Source organism: Deinococcus aerius (assembly GCF_002897375.1).
Taxonomy (GTDB): Bacteria; Deinococcota; Deinococci; order Deinococcales; family Deinococcaceae; genus Deinococcus; species Deinococcus aerius.
In genome coordinates this window covers 70288-85473 of record NZ_BFAG01000014.1, presented here as the reverse complement: position 1 = coordinate 85473, position 15186 = coordinate 70288, and the positions used below count along the sequence as shown (strand labels likewise).

13 protein-coding genes are annotated in these 15186 nt (G+C 72.9%); 7 read left to right on the top strand and 6 right to left on the bottom strand.

From position 1 onward, the window contains the following. Positions 1-6 precede the first annotated feature (6 nt). A complete protein-coding gene (locus DAERI_RS17560) occupies positions 7-1005 on the bottom strand; it encodes an NAD(P)H-dependent glycerol-3-phosphate dehydrogenase (RefSeq protein WP_103130740.1) in 999 nt (332 codons plus the stop codon). Further along, a complete protein-coding gene (locus DAERI_RS17555; RefSeq protein ID WP_103130739.1) occupies positions 984-1739 on the bottom strand; it encodes a class I SAM-dependent DNA methyltransferase in 756 nt (251 codons plus the stop codon). Before DAERI_RS17555 ends, DAERI_RS17560 begins: the two co-directional genes overlap by 22 nt. 162 nt (positions 1740-1901) lie before the next feature. Between DAERI_RS17555 and DAERI_RS17550 the strand changes: the two genes are divergently transcribed. After that, complete coding sequence (locus tag DAERI_RS17550) at positions 1902-2369, top strand: hypothetical protein (RefSeq protein ID WP_103130738.1); 468 nt, start codon at positions 1902-1904, stop codon at positions 2367-2369. Positions 2370-2468: 99 nt separating this feature from the next. Here DAERI_RS17550 and hisD read toward each other — a convergent pair whose 3' ends face one another. The 4 genes from hisD to DAERI_RS22605 all read right to left on the bottom strand — a co-directional run bounded on the left by hisD (position 2469) and on the right by DAERI_RS22605 (position 8885). Beyond that, on the bottom strand, positions 2469-3848 hold the full coding sequence (gene hisD / locus DAERI_RS17545) for a histidinol dehydrogenase (RefSeq protein ID WP_103130737.1): 1380 nt from the start codon (positions 3846-3848) through the stop codon (positions 2469-2471). Positions 3849-3879: 31 nt separating this feature from the next. Further along, a complete protein-coding gene (locus DAERI_RS17540; protein ID WP_103130736.1) occupies positions 3880-4518 on the bottom strand; it encodes a hypothetical protein in 639 nt (212 codons plus the stop codon). Next, positions 4515-5681: a phosphopentomutase gene (locus DAERI_RS17535; protein WP_103130735.1), complete on the bottom strand. Its 1167-nt coding sequence runs from the start codon at positions 5679-5681 to the stop codon at positions 4515-4517. Before DAERI_RS17535 ends, DAERI_RS17540 begins: the two co-directional genes overlap by 4 nt. 99 nt (positions 5682-5780) lie before the next feature. After that, the gene (locus DAERI_RS22605) at positions 5781-8885 is read right to left on the bottom strand and encodes an ATP-binding protein (RefSeq protein ID WP_201262782.1); all 3105 of its coding nucleotides are present in this window, start codon (positions 8883-8885) and stop codon (positions 5781-5783) included. A gap of 364 nt (positions 8886-9249) precedes the next feature. On the opposite strand from DAERI_RS22605, the gene DAERI_RS17525 reads away from it, so the two are divergent. The 6 genes from DAERI_RS17525 to DAERI_RS17500 all read left to right on the top strand — a co-directional run bounded on the left by DAERI_RS17525 (position 9250) and on the right by DAERI_RS17500 (position 15115). After that, positions 9250-9522, top strand: coding sequence for a DUF4242 domain-containing protein (locus tag DAERI_RS17525; RefSeq protein ID WP_103130734.1), 273 nt, complete (start codon positions 9250-9252; stop codon positions 9520-9522). Between the two features lie 180 nt (positions 9523-9702). After that, the gene (locus DAERI_RS17520) at positions 9703-10242 is read left to right on the top strand and encodes a hypothetical protein (protein ID WP_103130733.1); all 540 of its coding nucleotides are present in this window, start codon (positions 9703-9705) and stop codon (positions 10240-10242) included. A gap of 282 nt (positions 10243-10524) precedes the next feature. Then, the gene (locus DAERI_RS17515; RefSeq protein WP_103130732.1) at positions 10525-11646 is read left to right on the top strand and encodes an SBBP repeat-containing protein; all 1122 of its coding nucleotides are present in this window, start codon (positions 10525-10527) and stop codon (positions 11644-11646) included. Between the two features lie 176 nt (positions 11647-11822). Further along, positions 11823-11960: a hypothetical protein gene (locus tag DAERI_RS22470; RefSeq protein ID WP_165794268.1), complete on the top strand. Its 138-nt coding sequence runs from the start codon at positions 11823-11825 to the stop codon at positions 11958-11960. A gap of 471 nt (positions 11961-12431) precedes the next feature. Beyond that, complete coding sequence (gene lptB / locus DAERI_RS17505; protein ID WP_103130730.1) at positions 12432-13202, top strand: LPS export ABC transporter ATP-binding protein; 771 nt, start codon at positions 12432-12434, stop codon at positions 13200-13202. 14 nt (positions 13203-13216) lie between these two features. Beyond that, positions 13217-15115, top strand: a complete 1899-nt coding sequence (locus DAERI_RS17500; RefSeq protein WP_103130729.1) for a DUF3084 domain-containing protein — start codon at positions 13217-13219, stop codon at positions 15113-15115. The last annotated feature ends 71 nt before the right edge of the window (positions 15116-15186 follow it).

Here is a 15186-nt window from a genome sequence, read left to right as displayed (position 1 = left end):
ACCCCTTCACCCTTCCAGTTCCGGCTTGGCGTCCCGGCCCATCAGGCTGGCGATGCCCACGTCCGGCGTCCACTCGCCGCTCGCCACCCGCGCCACCGCCCGCACGATGGGGAGGTCGTGGCCGTGGGCGGTGGCCCAGGCGTCGAGGAGGCCCGCCGTCCGCAGCCCCTCCACCACTTTCCCGCCCTGCGCCGGCCCGTTATTCAGGGGATGGTCACCCCGCGCGATGGCCTCGCCCGCCGCGCGGTTGCGGCTGTGGCGGCTCGTCGCGGTCGCCACGAGGTCGCCCAGCCCGCTCAGGCCGTACACGGTGTCCTCGTGGGCGCCCTGCGAGACGAGGTAGCGGCTCATCTCGCGCAGGCCCCGGGTGATCAGGGCCGCCTTAGCGTTGTCGCCCAGCCGCAGGCCGTCCCCCAACCCCGCCGCGAGGGCGATGACGTTCTTGAGCACGCCGCCGAGTTCCACACCGACCTCGTCCCGGCTGGTGTAGACGCGCAGGGCGGGGGAGACGAGCGCGCTCTGAACCGCCTCCGCCAGGCCCGGGTCGGCACTCGCCACCACCGTGGCGGCGGGCAGGCCCCGGCCCACCTCCTCCGCATGGTTGGGGCCGCTCAGGACCGCGACGCGGGTAAAGCCCAGCGCCCGCGCCAGGTCGGTCAGCCTTCCCCCGTCGGGGGCGAGGCCCTTGGCACACAGCACCACGCCGAGGTCGCGCGGTAACCCCGCCAGCAGGTCCGGCACGCCGACGCTGGGCACGACGACGAGCGCGAAGTCCGAGCCCTCCACCGCCCGCCCGAGGTCCGGGGTCACCTTCACCCCGTCCGGCAACGCCACGCCCGGCAGGTACTCGCGGTTCTCGCGCACCTCGGCCAGCCGCGCCGCGAAGTCGGGACGCCGGGCCCACAGGGTCACGGGATGACCGGCCCGCGTGGCCGCGACCGCGAGCGCCGTGCCCCAGCCGCCTGCCCCCAGAACCGGAACCCTCAGGCCCACGCGAACACCCATACCCGGGCCGTGTCCGCCGAAGGAGGCGCGTAATCCGGGTACTCCACGATCTCCCAGCGCGTGAAACCCGCTCCCGCCAGCAGCGGTTCGAGGTCCGCCGGGTCGTAGCCGCGCTCGCGGTGCTCCTCCACGAACTCGTCCAGCCCGCCCTCGCCGTCCTCGACCCGGCAGAAGGCCTGCACCACGCCCAGTTCTGTGCCCGGGTCGTAGTGGTGCGACCAGTGGTAATGCACCTCGCGGCCGTCCGGCAGATCGGCCAGCCCCTCTATCTGGCTCCCCTCCCACAGTTCCCGCACGCCCAGCCGGGTGTTCAGGTCGCAGGCGAGCAGGCCGCCGGGCCGCAGGTGGGCGCGGGCCCGCCCCAGCGCGGCGCCCAGGTCCCCCGGCGTCAGCAGGTTGTTCAGGCTGTCGAACACGCAGGTGACGAGGTCGAAAGTTTCGCCCAGATCGAAGGTCCGCAGGTCGCCCACGCTCAGGGCCACATCGGCGGGCAGACGTTCCCGCGCTACCTCCAGCATCTCGGCGCTGCCGTCCAGGCCGTGGACGCGCAGTCCCGTCCCGTACAGTTCGCGGGTGAAGCCCCCGGTGCCGCAGGCCAGGTCGAGTGCCGTCTCCGCCTCCAGCCCGCCGTCCCGGGCATAGGTCAGCACGAAGTCCACCCAGTGGTCGTACTCCACATCCGCCATGATCGCGTCGTAGACGGCGGCAAGGGCGGTGAAGGGAGGCCTCTGCATCGCCGCCACTATAGCCGCCCCCGGCGGATGAAGGCTCCGTCAGGTGTGCCGCCCCCGCCACCCTCCCCATGAGCCTCCCGTGAGCCCAGCGGGAAGGGTTGCCGGGTTGCCCCTGCCCTTCACACTCGGTAGCGTGAGGCACATTCCCGAGGAGGTCTCGCCATGAAGAAGATTCTCGCTGTCGCCACGCTCGGTACGCTCGCCCTCAGCTCGTGCAGCCTTTTCGGCACCCGCAGCGCCGCCGTCTCGGGGCAGCTCAAGGGGTTCAGCCCCAACCAGAACCTCGGGCTGGCGGTGGTCGGGTACAACAGCGGGCAGTACACCGCCAACGGCAGCCAGCCGCAGGTGATCGACAAGTTCCTGACGGGCGGCTATACCCTCACCCTGCCCCGCAACGTGCCCTACGGCACCTACCGGGTGGTCGTCTTCCGCGACGCGAACAACAACGGCCGCTTCGACACCGGCGACGTGGTCCTCAGCCGCGACAACGGCAAGCTGCTCGTGTACGCGGGGCGCGACAACCAGTTCTTCCAGGGCACCAAGTACGGCTGGAACATCTACAACGGCACCCCCGACATCCAGACCGAGATTCTGAACAACTACGACCTCGAAGCCGTCAGCGGCGGGTAAACGGCGGGGACGGGACAAGGGGGAGGCGAGTGGGCCTCTCCCTTTTGCCGGGCTGAAGCGTGGGGCCAGAGAGGATGAGGCTCCTGGCTCCCCGCCTCGCTACACCTCGCGCTCCTCCGTTCCCTTCACCGCCTCCAACGTCGCTTCCGGGTGAGCGTCGGGCACCTCCGGCATCAACCGGGCCTCGATGGCGCGGGCGTGGGCCTCCAGCCCCTCGGCGCGGGCGAGGACGGCGGCGGGGGGGCCGATGCGGCGCAGGGCGGCCTCGTTCACGCCCACCACGCTGATGATGTTCTGGAAGTCGCGAACGTTGACGGGGCTCAAGAAGCGGGCGGTGCCGCCGGTCGGCATGACGTGGCTGGGACCCGCCACGTAGTCGCCCAGCGCCTCCATGCTCGCCTCGCCGACAAAGACGCCGCCCGCCCGCCGCACCCGCCCGAGCAGGCTCCAGGGGTCGCGGGTGAGCAGGCACAGGTGCTCGGGGGCATACAGGTTGGCAAGGTCGAGGGCCTCGTCCAGACTGGCGGCCAGAACGACCTTCATCCGGGCCAGCACGCTGTCGCGCGCCCAGCTCCGGTTGGGCTCGGGCAGGGCCTCGAGCTGGCCGCCCAACTGGTTTTGCACCTCCACGAGCAGGTCGCGGCTGGTGCCGATCAGGACGGGCTCGGCCCCCAGGTGTTCGGCCTGGGCGAGCAGGTCGGCGGCCACGAAGGCGGGTCTTGCGCTGTCGTCCGCCACCACGAGGGTCTCGGTCGGGCCGGGCAGGCTCTCGATGCCCGTCTGCCCGTACACCATCCGCTTGGCGATCACCACGAAGAGGTTGCCCGGCCCGGCGATCTTGTCCACGGCGGGCACGCTGGCCGTCCCGTAGGCGAGCGCCCCGATGGCCTGCGCGCCCCCCACCCGGAACACCCGGTCAATCCCGACCTCCCGGGCCGCGACGAGAATCGCCGGGTTCACTGTCCCGTCCCGCGCGGGCGGCGTGGTGACGATGAGCTCGGGCACGCCCGCCACCCGCGCCGGAACCGCCGTGTGGATCAGCGTGCTGACCAGGGGAGCGAGGCCGCCGGGCACGTACACCCCGACCCGGCCCAGCGGGCGCACGAGCTGGCCCAGCGCCCCGTCCGGCCCGTGTTCCAGAAAGCCGTGGGCCGGTTGCTGCTCGTAGAAGGCCCGCACCCGGCCCACCGCCAGACGAATCGCATCCTGGAGTTCGGGCTCGACCCGCGCCGCCTCGATCTCCCCGCGGGGAACTTCCAGGGCATGAATTCGGGCGCCGTCCAACGTCTCGGTCCACTCCAGCAGCGCGTCGTCGCCCCGCGCCCTCACGTCGGCGAGGATGCGGGTGACCACCTGCTCGGGCGTGAGGGGCTCGCCGAAGGTGGCTTCAATCCGTGCCAGGACGCTGTCGGGAACGGGAATCTCGGAAAAGGTTCGGGTCAGGGCCGCGCGGGCGGCGTCACCTTGAAGGACTTGCATGGGGTCTCCGGGAAGGGTGGGGAAGTTCGAGCTACGACGCCCGCCGCCGTCGCCGTTCGGGCTGCGGCTTGCGGGGCGGCTGGAGGGTGGCCTCGACCGGGCCGAAGTCGGTGGGCTGGATCAGGCGCAGCAGGCGGTGGGGGGGAGCCTGCTCGATGTAGACGTAAGCCCCGCCGGGCCGCAGGAAGTACGCGCGGGCGGGCAGGCCGCCGACCTCCGCCGCCGGCAGCCGCTGCACGAGGACGCGCCCGCCCGTCAGCCGCGCGTCGGCCCGGTCCACGTCCTCCAGGGTGCGCAGCCACAGCAGCAGCGACACCGGGTCGTGGTGGTCGGTGGTCAGCGGCGCGGTCGCCTCCTCCTTGCCCTGGCGCAGGGTGGTCAGGCCCGAGCGGCGGTCGAAGGTCGTCTCGAAGTTCGCCCGCCCCCGCCCGTCGCCCTCCGCGTAGTGCAGGCTCGTCAGGAAGCGGGGGTGGAGGCGGCTCGTCTGCACCCGCCGCACCTCCGGCAGCACGCCGCCGAAGTCAGTTTGCACCCGCGCCACGAGGGCGCCGCGCTCGGGGTGGATCGCCCACTCCTGGCTGCCCGCGTACCGCCCCCCCAGCGAGAGGGTGAGCGTGAAGGCCTCCGGCTGGATGCGGAAGTCGGGCGCTTCCGGTGCCTCGCCGTTCACCTCAGGGCGCTCCAGAAGCTCTCACCCGGCCCGTCCCACTCGGCCCCCAGCGCCTCGGCGGCGGTCGCGCCCACGTCGGCAAAGGTGGCGCGCTCGCCCAGGTCCACCGCCCCCGTCAGCCCGGGGCGCCAGCCCAGCAGCAGCCCGTACTCGCGGGTGTGGTCCGTTCCGTGCCAGGTGGGGTCGTTCCCGTGGTCACTGATGACGAGGAGCGCGCCGTCCCGGGGCACCGCCGCCAGCAGCTCCGGCAGCGCCGCGTCAAATTGCCCGAGCGCCGCGCTGTAACCCTGAGGATCGCGGCGGTGCCCGAACTTCGCGTCGAAATCCACCAGGTTGGTGAAGATCAGCCCGTTTCCCCCCTGCCGCATCCGCGCGAGCGTCTTGGCGATCCCGTCCGCGTTGCTGTCGGTGTGGATCTCCTCGGTGAAGCCCCGGTGCGCGTAGATGTCGGGAATCTTGCCGATGCCCACCACCTCGCACCCCGCCGCCTTCAGCGCGTCGAGCACGGTGGGCGGCGGCACGAGCGAGAAGTCCCGGCGGTGTTCATTCGCCCGCTCGAAGGGGGTCTCGCCCCGGAAGGGCCGGGCGATCACCCGGGCGACGGCGTACTCGCCCTGCAAGATCGCGCGCGCCGCCTGGCACCAGGCGTACAGCGTCTCCAGCGGCACCACGTCCTCGTGCGCGGCGATCTGGAACACGCTGTCGGCGCTCGTGTACACGATGGGAAAGCCGGTGCGAAGATGCTCCGCGCCGTAGTCGCGGATCACGTCCGTGCCGCTGTAGGGCTTGTTGCACAGGTGCCCGCGCCCGGTCGCCGCGTCGAAACGGTCCATCACGGCGGGCGGGAAGCCGTCGGGGAAGACCTGGAAGGCGTGTTCCAGTTGCACGCCCATAAACTCCCAGTGGCCGGTGCTCGTGTCCTTGCCGGGGCTGACCTCGCGCAGGCGGCCGAAGGCGCCCTCCACCTCTCCCGCCGGGATGGTGTTGGGCGAGGTCCGCACGGTCGGCACCCGGCTCAGCCCCAGCCGGGCCAGATGGGGGAGGGTGACCGGGGCCGCCTCCAAGGTGTGGTTGAGGGTGTGCGCCCCCACGTCCCCAAAGCTCGCCGCGTCGGGGAGCGCCCCCACCCCCACGGAATCGAGCACGATGATGGTCAGCAGCATGGGGGTAGTGTAAGGGGAAGGGCTGAGGGCAGGGGGCCCCTGTCCCCGTGGGGCCGTTCGCCCGGAAGCCGGAGCGCCTCGTCCTGCCGGCCGGAAGGGTCAGGTCCCCACGAAGGCCCCGGCCTCCACCGGCAGCACCTCGCCCACCTCCAAGAGCGCCGCGCGCCGCTCCCGGTAGAACTGCCCCGCCGCCCGGTGCTCGCCCGCGGCCTCCAGGGCGCTCAGGGTCAGCCGCAGCGCCTCCCCGTCGTAGGGCTCCATCTCGCACAGCACCCGGCCCAGGCGGGCCGCCTCCGGCGGGTCGGAGAGGAGCAGCGTCTCCACCCGCTCGCGCAGGGCCAGGCTCAGGGCATCCCGCACGCCCGGCTGCCAGCCCTCCGCCAGGCCGCCCAGGTAGGGGCCGCGCCACAGGGCGGCGGGACCACCCGCCAGGAACGCCTCGGCGTCGCTGCCCACCGCGCCCAGGGCGTACCCCCCGGGGGTGCTCAGCACGCAGCCCGCGCCCAGCGCCTCGCGCAGCAGGTGGACGTGCTGCTTGAGGGTGCGCCGCGCGGCCTCCTCGGGCTCGCCGGGGTACAGGGCGTCCAGCAGGTCCAGCGTGCCCAGCTCCGCCCTCCCGGCGAGGCGCGCTTCGAGCAGGCAGGCCAGCAGTTCGGTCCTCCTGCGGCCCCGGTAGACGACCCGCTGGCCGCCGCGCTCCAGGGTGGGAGGCCCGAGCACGTTCAGGCGCAGGGCGGGCGGGGCCGGCACGTCCGGCGCGGCGGGTTCGGGGAAGAGGCGCCGCGCCCGGGCGGCCAGCGCCCCCAGGCCGCGGGCCTCGAACCAGGCCTGACGCGCCCTGGCCCCGGCGGCGTCGCCCCGCAGGTGGTCCAGGGCCAGCCCGCAGAGCTGGGCCTCCCGGGCCGGTCCGTGGGTGCGGGCCAGGGTCAGCGCCCGTTCCAGCAGCGCCCGGGCCGCGTCCACCCGCCCAGCCTCCGCCTCCAGCCCGGCCTGCCGCCGCCACAGGCGGGCCTGAGCGGAAGGGGCGGCTCTCCCCCCGATCAGCGCCCCCGCCTCGGCCAGCAGCCGGGTGGCGGCCTGCGGGTCGCCCGCCCGCCGGGCGGCGTCGGCGTTCACCTCCAGCGCCTCGGGCAGCAGCTCGACGTTCTGCGGGGCGCGGGCGAGGTCCAGTGCCGCCGCCGCTGCCCGGCGGGCCAGCACCGGGCCGTGCGGGGGGTCCCACTCCAGGTACAGCTCGGCCAGCGCGATCAGGCAGCGGGGCAGGGCGTCCCCCGCGGGAGACCGCTCGCCCAGCGCCCGGGTCTCCAGCAGCAGCGTCTCGGCCCGCTCGAAGTCGCCCCGCAGGGTGAGCAGGTGCCCCAGCAGCGGCTGGACCTGCGCCACCTGGTAGGGCGAGCCGTGCGCCACCCGCAACCGGACGCACGCCTCGGCGTCGGCGATGGCCCGGTCCAGGGGCTGGTCGGTGCGCGCGAGCACCTCCGCCCGGTTGAACAGGTACGAACTCAGCCAGACGGTGGCCCCCTCCGCGCCGCCCACGTCGATGGCGTGTCCAAGAGCCTCCAGCGCGGTGTCCAGCTCGCCCAATTCACACAGGGCGCAGGCCTGGACGTTCCAGAGGTCGCAGCGTTCCAGCGGCCCCAGGTCCGGGCGCTCCAGGGCGGGGCCGGTGAGGGCCAGCACCCCTGCCGGGTCCCCCGTGAGCAGGTGGGCGAAGGCGACATCGTGCACGGTCATGGCCGGAGCCCCGGCGTGGAACCCGGGGTGGGCCTGCCACAGGCGCAACACCTCCGGCCAGGCCCCGGCCAGGAAGTGGAATTTGATCCACTTCGACCACCACCGGGCACTGGCCCGTTCCGTCTCGGGCAGGCGGGCCAGCAGCGCGTCCGGGGCGTGGCCCGCCCGCTCCAGCAGCCGCCACTCGGCCAGGAAGTACAGCGCCTCCGCGTTGTCCGGCTCGGCCTCCAGGCTGAGCTCCAGCAGGCGCACCACCTCGCCGTAGTCAGTGTCGTACAGCAGCCGGGCGGCCTCCAGGGCGACCCTGGCGCGGTCCGCCCCGTGGCGCCAGGTCACGCTGCGGGCCAGCAGGCGGCCCGCCCGCACCCCCTGCCCCGCCACCTTCGCCTGGGCGGCGGCCTGGTCGAGCAGCGCCAACGCCTCGGCGTCCGGGAGCCGCGCGGCCTCCAGCAGCTCGGCGGCCAGCAGGGGGTTCACCCGGGCGAGCACCGGGAGGGCCTGCCGGGCGAGGTGCTCGCGGCGTTCCCCCGTCAGCTCGCGCGCGATCACCTCCCCGAACAGCGGGTGGGCGAAGTGGTCCCCCCGCAGCAGTCCGGCGGCCTCCAGGCGCCGCCGGGCCTCACCCAGCGCTCCGCCCTCCAGCCCGGCCAGCGGCCCCCAGACGGCCTCCAGCTCCCCGGCCTCCAGCCCGGCGGGCAGCAGGGCGCGGGCTTCCAGTACCGCCCGCTCGTCCGGGTCCCGCGCCGCACCGGCATACAGCGAGGCGATCAGGGCCTCTACCGTGGCGGGCACGAAGCCGTTCCCGGGGGCGCGCCAGTGCCAGCGCCGCCCGTCGCTCCACAGGAAGCCCTGGCGGCTCAGGTAGCGCAGGAACTCCAGGGCGAACAGCGGATTGCCGCCCGTGCGGTCCGTGATCCAGGCGGTCGCCTGCCCGGGCAACTCGGCCCCGAGTTCCCTCCCCAGCAGCGCCGCCAGCTCGTCCCCGCCCAGTGGGCGGAGGCGGTAGCCCGTGAAGGGGGCGGGCGGCTCGCCCCGGCTGGTCACCAGCAGGCCCACCCCGGGGCTGCGCCTGACGGCCCGCGCCAGCTCCACGATCCGGGCGTGCGGCTCGGGTCCCGCCTCGTGCAGGTCCTCCAGGTGCAGCACGAAGGGGGCCAGGGCGGAGAGCGCCGCCGCGAGGGTGTTCACGCCCGCCGCCGCGTCCAGGGTCTCGCCCCGCGCGAGGCGGGCCAGTTGCCCCGCCGCCCAGCCCGGCAGCCGCCCGGCGCGGGGCAGGGCCAGCGCGAGCGCCCCGAGGTCCTGCGTGGCGTGGGCGCGGTAGCAGGCGCAGCCCACGGCGCCCAGCACCGCGTCTGCCAGAAAGGTCTTGCCGATGCCCGGCTCGCCCCACAGGCCCAGGGCCACGCCCACCCGCCGGGACCGCACCGCCCCGAGTCCTCTGACCAGGCCCGCTTGCAGCTCGCTCCGCACCCCGCACCTCCGAGGGGTCGCCAATTTCCCAGGGCGTCAACCCTGGTTGCGACGCGTTGACGATCCCATCTTAGCTGCTGTTCCCGGGGTCGAGCAGGGTTCGAAGTTCCCAGCGCCAGCTTTGGAGCGTCACGCTGCCGAACCCCTCGGGACGACGTGGGCATCGGGAACAGCGGGATGTCCGGCGCGGCGGGGTTCACCTCGGGTTCGGGCCGACGGCGCCCGCACTTCCTGAACCGCGCGGCCTTGCCCCCCGGGTGGCCCACCCCGCCCGGTTTTTTGACCAGCTTTTAACCAGCCCGGCCTCAGGCTGCACGTGTCCCCGGACGACCCCAATTCCACGTCCGGGACACAGGAGGAACATATGCCGCGTTACCTGGTCGAACGGACATTCCCGGAAGGTCTGCACATCCCCATGACGGCCGAGGGCGCCACCGCCTGCCTGAACGTGGTGGACCACAACGCCGACCTGGGCGTGACCTGGGTGCATTCCTACGTGACGGGAGATCATCGGCAGACCTACTGCATCTACGACGGCCCGGACCCCGGGGCCATCCGCCGCGCCGCCGAGCGCAACGGCCTCCCCGTGGACCGCATCACGCCGGTGAGTGTCCTCGACCCGTACTTCTACCGCTGAGGCGGGGGTGGCGTGGTCGCCGGGCCGACCCCGGAGGGTAAGGACTCTCAACGGCGACAGGGCAGGCACCGGGGCGGCCCGGTGCTTCGGGAGAGGACCGTCACCAGGCGCGGGTTGTCGTTCCATCGGCTCGCCGAAGACGCGGGCGAGGGAACGAATACCTGCTGAGGAGGGACCACCATGAGGCATGTGTTGCTCACATCTGGAGTTCTGCTGTTCGCATCCGCCGCCGCTGCCATAACCCCGTACGCCCCGCAGCCGACCCTGGGGCAACTCGTGCAGATTCGCGCCGCGGTGGCGCCCTTCGAGGACGTGAACGCCGCGCTCGCGGCGGGCTACGGGAAGTTCATGGACTGTATGAGCGGTCGCCAGGGCGCGCAGGGCGTCCACTACACCAACGCCGCCCTGATCGGGGACCCGCGCCTCGACCCGCTGCGGCCCGAGGCCCTGATGTATGAGCCCCGGGCGGACGGGTCGCTGCGGCTGGTCGGGGTGGAGTACATCGTGTTCCAGAAGGCCTGGCACGACGCGGGCCACAAGGCCGCCCCCACGCTGCTGGGTCGGGAGTTCTCACTGAACACGACGCTGCTGCCCCAGCCGTTCTACGCGCTGCACCTGTGGGCCTGGCAGCACAACCCGCTGGAACTCTTCGCCAACTGGAACCCGCTGGTGACCTGCCCGGCGGCAGCGACGGCCACGCACGACCATTCCGCCCGCTGAACCGGTCAGCCAGAGCCACCGGGGGGCCTCGCAAGAGCTTGAGTGGAAGGGTTCCAAGGCCCACCGTTTTATCCGCTCCAGATGGAGAGACATCATGACGAAGAACAACCGCCTTTTGCTGCTGCTGGCCGGACTGCTGAGCGCCTGCGGCCAACCCGTCGCCCCGCAGGTGACCCAAACCCCTGCCCCAGACATGAAAGCCACCGCGGTGCTCACCCCCCAGTCCGGCACCCGCAGCGGTGACGAGGGCAGCGCGGTCGCAAATACAGCGCGGGCGTGTACATGGCCGGGAGCACCCGCGGCGCCCTGTATGACTCGAATGAGGGGGACGAGGACGCCTTCCTCGCCAAGTACGACGCGGCGGGCAACCTGGTGTGGGGGCGGCAGTTGGGCAGCTCCGACCAAGAGCTCGTTTATCAGATTGCGACCGACCGCTACGACAACGTGTACGTAGTGGGGCGAACGGCGGGCAGCCTCAAGGGCAGCTACCAGGGGAGGTACGACGGCTTCATCCGCAAGTACACCCCGAGCGGAGCGGTGGCCTGGACCCGCCAAATTGGCACCACCGGCTCCGACGAGGTGGACGGGGTCGCGGCGGAGCCCAACGGCAACCTCGTCTGGGTGTCGCAGACCATCAACGGGAAGGGGGCCGTCTCCGGCTATACCCGCGACGGCACGCGCCTCTGGACCCGCTTCTCCGACCTGTGCTCGGGCCCGGTCGCCACCAACGAGTACGGGGCGCTGTACACGGCGGGCTTCATCTTGAGCGCGGGTGGCGGCAGCGACCGGTGCATCAGAAAGCTGGACCCCGGCACCGACGGCGTGATCTGGACGCGGCGATACCACTCCGCCGACCGCTACTTTGGGGCCAGCCTGGCCGTGTCCTACAACGACGTCTACCTGGCGGGCACCCACCAAATCAACGCCTACCCCTACGCGCAGAAGCTCTCCATCGCCCGCTACGACGGGGCGACGGGCGCGGAGCGGTGGAGGTACGACAGCCTGGGCTCCTCGGACTCGACCTTCGTGGGCGGCGCCAGCGCCACGCCCGAAGGCCTCTACATCACCGGATACCAGCGCGACCCCTCCACCATGATCTTCGGCGCTTTCGTCACCCGCTTCAGCAAGGACGCGTTCTGGTCGTGGTCCAAGACCATCGCCGGTGACCCGAGCCCGAGCAACTACGGCACCTTCGGCTTCGGGATCGCCACCCGGGTCGTCAGGGGCGGCGTGAACGGCCAGAGCCCCCTGCTGCCCGATCCTTTCCCGTCCACCTTCGACGTGACCCAGGTGTACACGACCGGGTACACCTACGCCGACCTCGGGGCGGGCCACGAGGGGAACAAGGACGCCTTCCTGCGCCGCCTCACCGGCGACACCGGCGCTACCGTCTGGACGAAATAACCTTGCGGCGGCACCCCCTGGTCGGGGTGCCGCCCGCGAACCTCCCGGGCACCGCGGCGGACCGGCTTGCTCACCATCAGGTGGTGGGCGCCGTCATCAAGCGCCCACGGCGGGGCAGCGCCGATCCACCGGCCATCACGCCTGTCTCGCCCGCGCGGGGCAGAAAGGCCGCGACCATGATTACCGAACGTCCCAACGTTCAGTCGATGCTCCCGGAAGCCATGCTGGAGCGCTTCGGCGCGCGCAGCCAGACCTACGACCGCGAGAACCGCTATGTCATGGTGGGCTTGGAGGAGGTGCGCGGTGCGGGGTAGCTCATCCTGGCCCCGTCCCCGCCGAGCCGGGCGGTGCGGGCGAGACCCTGGCGGAGGTGGCGAGTGAGCAGCGCCGCCTCGCGTACCGCTCGCCCACCACGTGCTGGGACTGCCTTGCAGAGTGGCCGTGAAGACTTCCCGAGAGGGCCTGACACCCGGGGCAGGGCGGTCTGGCGGCGGACCTGACCAGCCGCCACCGCCCCTGATCCACCACGACCTGGAGTTCTGCGGGGGGCAGCCTGCTCGGCCCATCGCTCAGGGGTTCCACTCCCCCAGGTCGCACACCCACTCGACCCGGCACGAACTCGACGGAAAAACCCCGGGCGTTCTGGCCGTGTGCAGGCAACCTTTGTCCGGCTTTCAACCCCCGCAGCCCGACAAGGAGGCGCACAGGACAGGCGGAGGCCCTCTGCTTCCCCTTCGTTCCCGCCCTCACGGCCGAGGTCAACACCCCGTGCTACGCTCGCTGACGTGACCGCCCCTGCCGCCCTCCCCACCGTCCCCGTCGGCACCGCGCGCCCCGAACTCCTGGCCCAGGGCCTTCGCAAGACGTATGGGCGGCGGCAGGTCGTGCGCGGGGTGGATTTCACGGTGCGGCCCGGCGAGATCGTGGCGCTCTTCGGGCCGAACGGGGCGGGGAAGACGACCACCTTCTACATGCTGGTGGGCTTTATCCGCCCGGGCGGGGGCCGCATCCGCCTCGGCGAGCGCGACGTGACCCGCCTCCCCATGCACGAGCGGGCGCGGCTGGGCCTGGGGTACCTGCCGCAGGAGCCCAGCGCCTTCCGCAAACTGACGGCGCGGGACAACCTGCTCGCCATCCTCGAGTATCAGCGCCTGCCCCGCGCCGAGCAGGAGACCCGCGCGGACGCCCTGCTCGCCGAGTTCGGATTGAGCCACCTGGCGAACTCCTACGCCTACCAGCTCTCGGGCGGGGAGCGGCGGCGGCTGGAACTCGCCCGGGCGCTCACGACCGATCCCGACTACCTGCTCCTCGACGAGCCCTTCACGGGCGTGGACCCCAAGAGCATCCGCGAGATTCAGCGGCTGATCCGCGAGCTGCGTGACCGCCGGGGGATCGGGGTCTTCATCACCGACCACAACGTGCGCGAGACCATCGCCCTGACCGACCGGGTGTACCTGATGTTCGACGGCGAGCTGAAGTTCCAGGGCACGCCCGGGGAGTTCGCCGCCGACGAGGACGCCCGGCGCCACTACCTGGGCGACGACTTCGAGCTGTAACGGGGAGAAGGCTCGTGCTGTGGCTCTTTCTGCCCTTCGTGATCCTCCTCTCCGGGGTGGTGGCCTACGCCGCCGACACCATCGCCAAAAAGGTGGGCCGCAAGCACCTGCGCTGGTTCGGGCTGCGGCCCAAGACCACCGCGCTGATCGTCGCCGTGCTCGCCGGAATGGGGATCAGCGCGGCGAGCCTGGCGGCCTTCCTGCTGCTCAACCGCTCGGCGGTGAACACCATCGCGCAGGCGGACCAGCTCCGGCCCCAGATCAACGCGCTGCGCGAGGAGGTCCGGGGGGTGCAGGGTGACCTCCAGGCCGCGCAGCGCGAGCGCGACACCGCCCGCCGCGAGGCGGGGGCGCTGCGCCGGGAACGCGAGGCGGCGCGGGCGAGCCTCACGCAGGCGAATGCCGAGTTGCGGGCTGCGGAGGCGGGGCGGGCCCAGGCCCAGGCGCAGCGCAAGGCCGCCCTGGTACAGGCCCAGGACCTCCGGGCACAGGTGACCGAGCTCACCCGGCTGCGCGAGACGCTGGAGGCCCGCGCCGAGCAGAGCCGCGCCCGACTGGCCGCCTCGGAGGCTGACCTGGCCGCCAGCCGGGACCGTGCCCGGGAACTGGACGCCCGGGTGCAGACGCTCGGGCGGCAGGTGGAGACGTTGGACGCCCGCGCCGCGCAGGCGGAGGCCCAGGTCACCCAGGCCCAGACCCGGGCCCAGGTGGCCCAGACGCGCGCCGAGCAGGCCCAGGCCCGCGCCGCCAAGCTGGACACCCAGGTGCGCGCTCTGGAGGCCTCCCGTCAGAGGATCGAGGCCGAGCGCAACCAGTTGGCGGGGGAACGCGACGCCGCCCGCGCGGCCCGCGACGCCGCCGTGGCCGCCGCCACCCGGGCCGAGGCCCAGCGCCTCGCCGCCCAGAAGGAGCGGGACCGGCTGACTGCCGAGCGCGCCAGCCTGATCGCCGCCCGCGACCGCCTGACCGCCGAACGGGACGCCGCCGCCGGGGAACGGGACGCGGCCAACCAGGCCCGCGACGCCGCCATTCGGCAACGGGACGCCGCCGCGCAGGCGCGTGACGCGGCGACGCGGGAGCGGGACGCCGTGGCCCAGCAGCGCGACGCCGCCACCCGTGCCCGCGACGCGGCCTTTCAGGCCCGCGACGCCGCCGCCCGCGAGCGCGCCGCCATCGCCGCCGAGCGCGACCGGATCAGGGCCGACCTGGTGACCCTGCGCGCCCAGCAGGCTGACCTGCGCGCCGCGAACGAGGCGCTGGCCCGCGACCTCGCCTCCACCCGCGCCAGCCTGGGCAAGCTCCAGGACGAGTATTCCAGTGCCCGCAACGAGCTCAGCGCCAGCCGCAGCGCGGACCTCGCCTTTCCCAAGAACGACCTGGTGTACGCCGGGGTCGTGCCTAGCGTGCGGAACCTCGACGGCTTCCTGCAAAGTGCCGCCGCCGCCGCGAGCAGCCGGGGCGCGAAGGGCACGCCCGCCGCCCGCCTCAGCCCCTCCGCGCGCTCGGCCCTGGAGACCAAGCTGCGCGGCCTGAACGCGAGCACCTTCGTCCAGTGCCGGGCGGCGAACAACACCGCCGTGGGCTTCCCGGTGGACCTCACCTGCGATGCCCGGCCCAACACGGTGCTGTACCGGGGCGGCCAGCCCATCCGCCGCGCGACCGTCACGCTGGGGGGCGATACCCGCGCCCTCCAGAGCCAGATTCAGGACCTCGTGCAGGACGCGGTCGTGGACCTCACCACCCGGGGCGTGCCCGGGGAGTACATCACCAACCAGGGCCTCGACGTGAACGAGTTCGTGGACCTGATCACCCAGCTCAGCAGCCGCACCGGTCCCAGCGCCACCGTTGCCATTGCGGCCCGCGACGACGTGCGCCCGGGTGGGCGGGTGGACCTGTACGCCCAGCTTCCCTGAGTGAGCTACCGGAAGCGGGCGGGCGCCCGTTCATCCACGGTCGGCGGCGAGGCGTATAGCCGCGCGTCCAG

Excerpts from the sequence above, each read along its gene's own strand:
- DAERI_RS17560 (WP_103130740.1), bottom strand. The coding sequence starts at position 1,005 with ATGGGTGTTCGCGTGGGCCTGAGGGTTCCGGTTCTGGGGGCAGGCGGC.
- DAERI_RS17555 (WP_103130739.1), bottom strand. The coding sequence starts at position 1,739 with ATGCAGAGGCCTCCCTTCACCGCCCTTGCCGCCGTCTACGACGCGATC.
- DAERI_RS17550 (WP_103130738.1), top strand. The coding sequence starts at position 1,902 with ATGAAGAAGATTCTCGCTGTCGCCACGCTCGGTACGCTCGCCCTCAGC.
- hisD (WP_103130737.1), bottom strand. The coding sequence starts at position 3,848 with ATGCAAGTCCTTCAAGGTGACGCCGCCCGCGCGGCCCTGACCCGAACC.
- DAERI_RS17535 (WP_103130735.1), bottom strand. The coding sequence starts at position 5,681 with ATGCTGCTGACCATCATCGTGCTCGATTCCGTGGGGGTGGGGGCGCTC.
- DAERI_RS17525 (WP_103130734.1), top strand. The coding sequence starts at position 9,250 with ATGCCGCGTTACCTGGTCGAACGGACATTCCCGGAAGGTCTGCACATC.
- DAERI_RS17520 (WP_103130733.1), top strand. The coding sequence starts at position 9,703 with ATGAGGCATGTGTTGCTCACATCTGGAGTTCTGCTGTTCGCATCCGCC.
- DAERI_RS17515 (WP_103130732.1), top strand. The coding sequence starts at position 10,525 with ATGGCCGGGAGCACCCGCGGCGCCCTGTATGACTCGAATGAGGGGGAC.
- DAERI_RS22470 (WP_165794268.1), top strand. The coding sequence starts at position 11,823 with ATGATTACCGAACGTCCCAACGTTCAGTCGATGCTCCCGGAAGCCATG.